The organism is Cellulomonas sp. P4_B5_2 (assembly GCF_056402235.1).
Genome location: NZ_JBFUHU010000312.1, coordinates 1 through 4,453, shown reverse-complemented (window position 1 = coordinate 4,453; position 4,453 = coordinate 1). Strand labels below are relative to the sequence as shown.

Below are 4,453 nucleotides of genomic sequence, written 5' to 3'. Positions count from 1 at the left end.
GTACAAGGCGGAGTACATCGACCCGATCGCCGCGCTGCTCAGCGACCCGAAGTACGCGGACATCCGGATCTCGGCCACCATCGAGCCCGACTCGCTGCCCAACCTGGTGACCAACATCTCGGAGGCCACCTGCCAGCAGGCGGCGCCGTACTACAAGGCCGGCGTGAAGTACGCGCTCGACAAGCTGCACGCCATCCCGAACGTCTACAACTACATCGACATCGGCCACTCCGGCTGGCTCGGCTGGGACAGCAACGCCGGTCCCGCGGCGACGCTGTTCGCCGACGTGGCGAAGTCCACCACCGCCGGGTTCGCCTCGATCGACGGGTTCGTCAGCGACGTCGCGAACACCACGCCGCTCAACGAGCCGTTCCTGCCGGACTCCACGATCTCGGTGGGCGGCACGCCGATCCGCTCGAGCTCCTTCTACGAGTGGAACTTCGACTTCGACGAGATCGACTTCACGGCGCACATGCACCGGCTGCTCGTGGCGGCCGGCTTCCCGTCGTCGCTCGGCATGCTCGTCGACACCTCCCGCAACGGCTGGGGTGGCGCGGCGCGTCCGACCGCCGTGTCCACCAGCACCAACCACAACACCTACGTGAACGAGTCCAAGGTCGACAAGCGCGTCCACCGCGGCGCGTGGTGCAACCCGCTCGGTGCGGGCATCGGCGAGCTGCCGCAGGCCACGCCGTCCGGCTACGCCAGCTCCCACCTCGACGCCTTCGTCTGGATCAAGCCCCCGGGTGAGTCCGACGGTGCGTCCTCCGACATCCCGAACGACCAGGGCAAGCGGTTCGACCGCATGTGCGACCCGACGTTCGTGTCGCCCAAGCTGTCCAACCAGCTGACCGGCGCCACGCCGAACGCGCCGCTCGCCGGCCAGTGGTTCGAGGACCAGTTCAAGACCCTCGTCGCCAACGCCTACCCCGTCCTCGCGGGGGGCACGACTCCCCCGGTCGACACGACGGCGCCCTCGGTGCCGGCGGGCCTGACGGCCGGCACGCCGACCTCGACGAGCGTCCCGCTGTCCTGGACCGCATCGACCGACAACGTGGCCGTGACCGGCTACAACGTCTACCAGGGCACCACGCTGGTGGGCACCTCCACCTCGACGAGCTACACCGTGACCGGCCTGTCCGCCGCCACCGCGTACTCGTTCACCGTCCGCGCCAAGGACGCCGCCGGCAACCTGTCGGCTGCCTCCACCGCGGTCTCCGCCACGACGGCGACCGGCACGGTCACGGACACGACGGCACCCTCGGTGCCGACGGGCCTGACGGCCGGCACGACGACCTCGACGTCGGTCCCGCTCTCGTGGAACGCGTCGACGGACAACACCGGCGGCACGGGCGTCGCCGGCTACGAGGTCTACCGCGGCTCCACGCTCGTGGCGACGACCACCTCGACGAGCTACACCGTGACCGGCCTGAGCGCCGCCACCGCGTACTCGTTCAGCGTCCGTGCCAAGGACCTGGCGGGCAACGTCTCGGCGGCGTCCACGGCGGTCTCGGCGACCACCCAGTCCGGCACCATCACGGACACGACGGCACCCTCGGTGCCGACGGGCCTGACCGCCGGCACGACGACCTCGACGTCCGTCCCGCTGTCCTGGACCGCGTCGACCGACAACGTGGCAGTCACCGGTTATGACGTCTACCGCGGCTCCACGCTCGTGGCGACGACCACCTCGACGAGCTACACCGTGACCGGCCTGAGCGCCGCCACCGCGTACTCGTTCACCGTCCGCGCCAAGGACGCCGCCGGCAACGTCTCGGCATCGTCCGCGGCCGTCTCGGCGACCACCCAGTCGGGCTCGTCGAACAGCAGCTGCTCGGTCAAGTACACCGCCAGCAGCTGGAACACGGGCTTCACCGCCTCCGTCAAGGTGACCAACACCGGCACGACGGCGCTGAGCAGCTGGACCCTCGGGTTCTCCTTCGCCAACGGCCAGACCGTCACGCAGGGCTGGAGCGCCGACTGGTCGCAGTCCGGCCCGGCGGTCTCCGCGAAGAACGCGGCGTGGAACGGCACCCTCGGTGCCGGCCAGAGCACCGACATCGGGTTCAACGGCTCCCACACGGGCACGAACAACGCGCCCACCGCCTTCACGCTCAACGGTGCGACCTGCGCCATCGCGTGACCTAGCGGCATGACGAGCGGGGGTCCTCCAGCCAGGAGGGCCCCCGCTCGACCGTTCCGACCGACCACCTGAGGAGAACCGTGTCGTCCACCCATCGCCTGCGCGCGCTCGCCACGAGCGTCGCCGCCACCGCCGCCCTGACGGCGCCGCTCGTGCTCGGCGCCGTCCCCGCCCACGCCGCAGCCGGCGACGACTGGCTGCACGTGACGGGCAACAAGATCGTCGACGAGGCCGGCAAGGAGGTGTGGCTGACGGGCACCAACTGGTTCGGGTTCAACGCGAGCGAGCGCGTCTTCCACGGCCTCTGGTCGGGCAACATCGACACGATCACCAAGAGCATGGCCGACCGGGGCATCAACACCGTGCGCGTGCCCATCTCCACCCAGCTGCTGCTCGAGTGGAAGGCCGGCACCTTCCTGCAGCCGAACGTCAACACGTACGCCAACCCTGAGCTGCTGGGCAAGAACAGCCTGCAGATCTTCGACTACTGGCTGACCCTCTGCGAGAAGTACGGGATCAAGGTCTTCCTCGACGTGCACAGCGCGGAGGCGGACAACGCCGGCCACGTGTACCCGGTGTGGTGGAAGGGGTCGATCACCACCGAGGACGTCTACGCCGGCTGGGAGTGGGTGGCCGAGCGGTACAAGAACAACGACACGATCATCGGCGCGGACGTGAAGAACGAGCCGCACGGCACGCAGGGTGCCACCGAGCGCGCCAAGTGGGACGGGTCGACCGACAAGGACAACTTCAAGCACTTCGCGCAGACCGCGGGCCGCAGGATCCTCGCGATCAACCCGCACTGGCTGATCTTCGTCGAGGGCATCGAGGTCTACCCGAAGCCGGGCGTGCCGTGGACCTCGACGGGCCTGACGGACTACTACGGCACCTGGTGGGGCGGGAACCTGCGCGGGGTGAAGGACTTCCCGATCGACCTCGGAGCCAACCAGGACCAGCTGGTCTACTCCCCGCACGACTACGGACCGCTGGTGTTCGACCAGCCGTGGTTCCAGGGCACGTGGGACCGGACCACGCTCGAGCGTGACGTGTGGGACCCGAACTGGCTGTACCTGCACAAGCAGAACACCGCGCCGCTGCTCATCGGTGAGTGGGGCGGCTTCATGGACGGCGGCCGCAACGAGAAGTGGATGAAGGCGCTGCGCGACCTCATCGTCGAGCGACGGCTCAGCCACACGTTCTGGGTGCTCAACCCGAACTCGGGCGACACCGGCGGCCTGCTCAACCACGACTGGACAACGTGGGACGAGCCCAAGTACGCGCTCCTGAAGCCCTCGCTGTGGCAGGACGGGGGCAAGTTCGTCAGCCTCGACCACACGGTCAGGCTCGGCGGGGCGGCCAGCACCACGGGCAAGTCCCTCTCCGAGGTCGGCGGGCAGCCGGGCGACGTCACCGCTCCGAGCGTGCCGACGAACCTTGCCGCGGGGACGCCCTCGACCACGAGCGCGCCGCTGACCTGGTCCGCGTCCACGGACTCCGGGTCGGGGGTCGCGGGGTACGAGGTCTACCGCGGGACCACGCTCGTGGGGACGACGACGTCGACCGGCTTCACGGTGACCGGGCTGACGGCGGACACGTCGTACTCGTTCACGGTGCGGGCCAAGGACGCCGCCGGGAACGTGTCCGCGGCCTCGACTCCGGTGACGGCGCGGACCGCGGTCGGGGGCACGTCCGACACCGTGGCACCGACGGCGCCGAYCGGTCTGGAGGCCGGCACGGGGACGACGACCACGATCCCGCTGCGATGGACGGCGTCCACGGACAACGTGGCGGTGACCGGCTACGACGTCTACCGGGCGGGCACGCTCGTCGGCAGCAGCACGACCCCGAGCTGGACCGCGACGGGCCTGGCCGCGGGGACGTCCTACGTGTTCACGGTCGTGGCGAAGGACGCTGCCGGCAACCGGTCCGCACCCTCCGCCGCGCTGACCGCGTACACCGCCCCGGACGTGGTCACGGGCTCGTGCGCCGTGACCTACGCGGCGAACAGCTGGAGCTCCGGGTTCACCGGGTCGATCCGGATCACGAACACCGGGACGTCCGCGCTGGCCGGGTGGACGCTCGGGTTCTCGTTCGCGAACGGGCAGACCGTGACGCAGGGCTGGAGCGCGACGTTCACCCAGACCGGGTCGGCGGTCACCGCGACGGGTCTGGCCTGGAACTCGACGCTCGCGCCCGGGGCGAGCACCGAGATCGGGTTCAACGGCTCGCACGCCGGCACCAACACCGCGCCGACCGCGTTCACGGTCAACGGCGCGGCCTGCACCGTGCGATGACGCCGTGGGGCGCGGG

2 protein-coding genes are annotated in these 4,453 nt (G+C 70.1%); both read left to right on the top strand.

The window, feature by feature from the left end:
- On the top strand, nt 1–2,143 hold a 2,143-nt coding region (locus tag AC1DUQ_RS18240), incomplete at its 5' end, for a glycoside hydrolase family 6 protein (RefSeq protein WP_477074289.1).
- Between the two features lie 80 nt (nt 2,144–2,223).
- The gene (locus tag AC1DUQ_RS18235; RefSeq protein WP_477074288.1) at nt 2,224–4,437 is read left to right on the top strand and encodes a cellulase family glycosylhydrolase; all 2,214 of its coding nucleotides are present in this window, start codon (nt 2,224–2,226) and stop codon (nt 4,435–4,437) included.
- Nucleotides 4,438–4,453 lie beyond the last annotated feature (16 nt).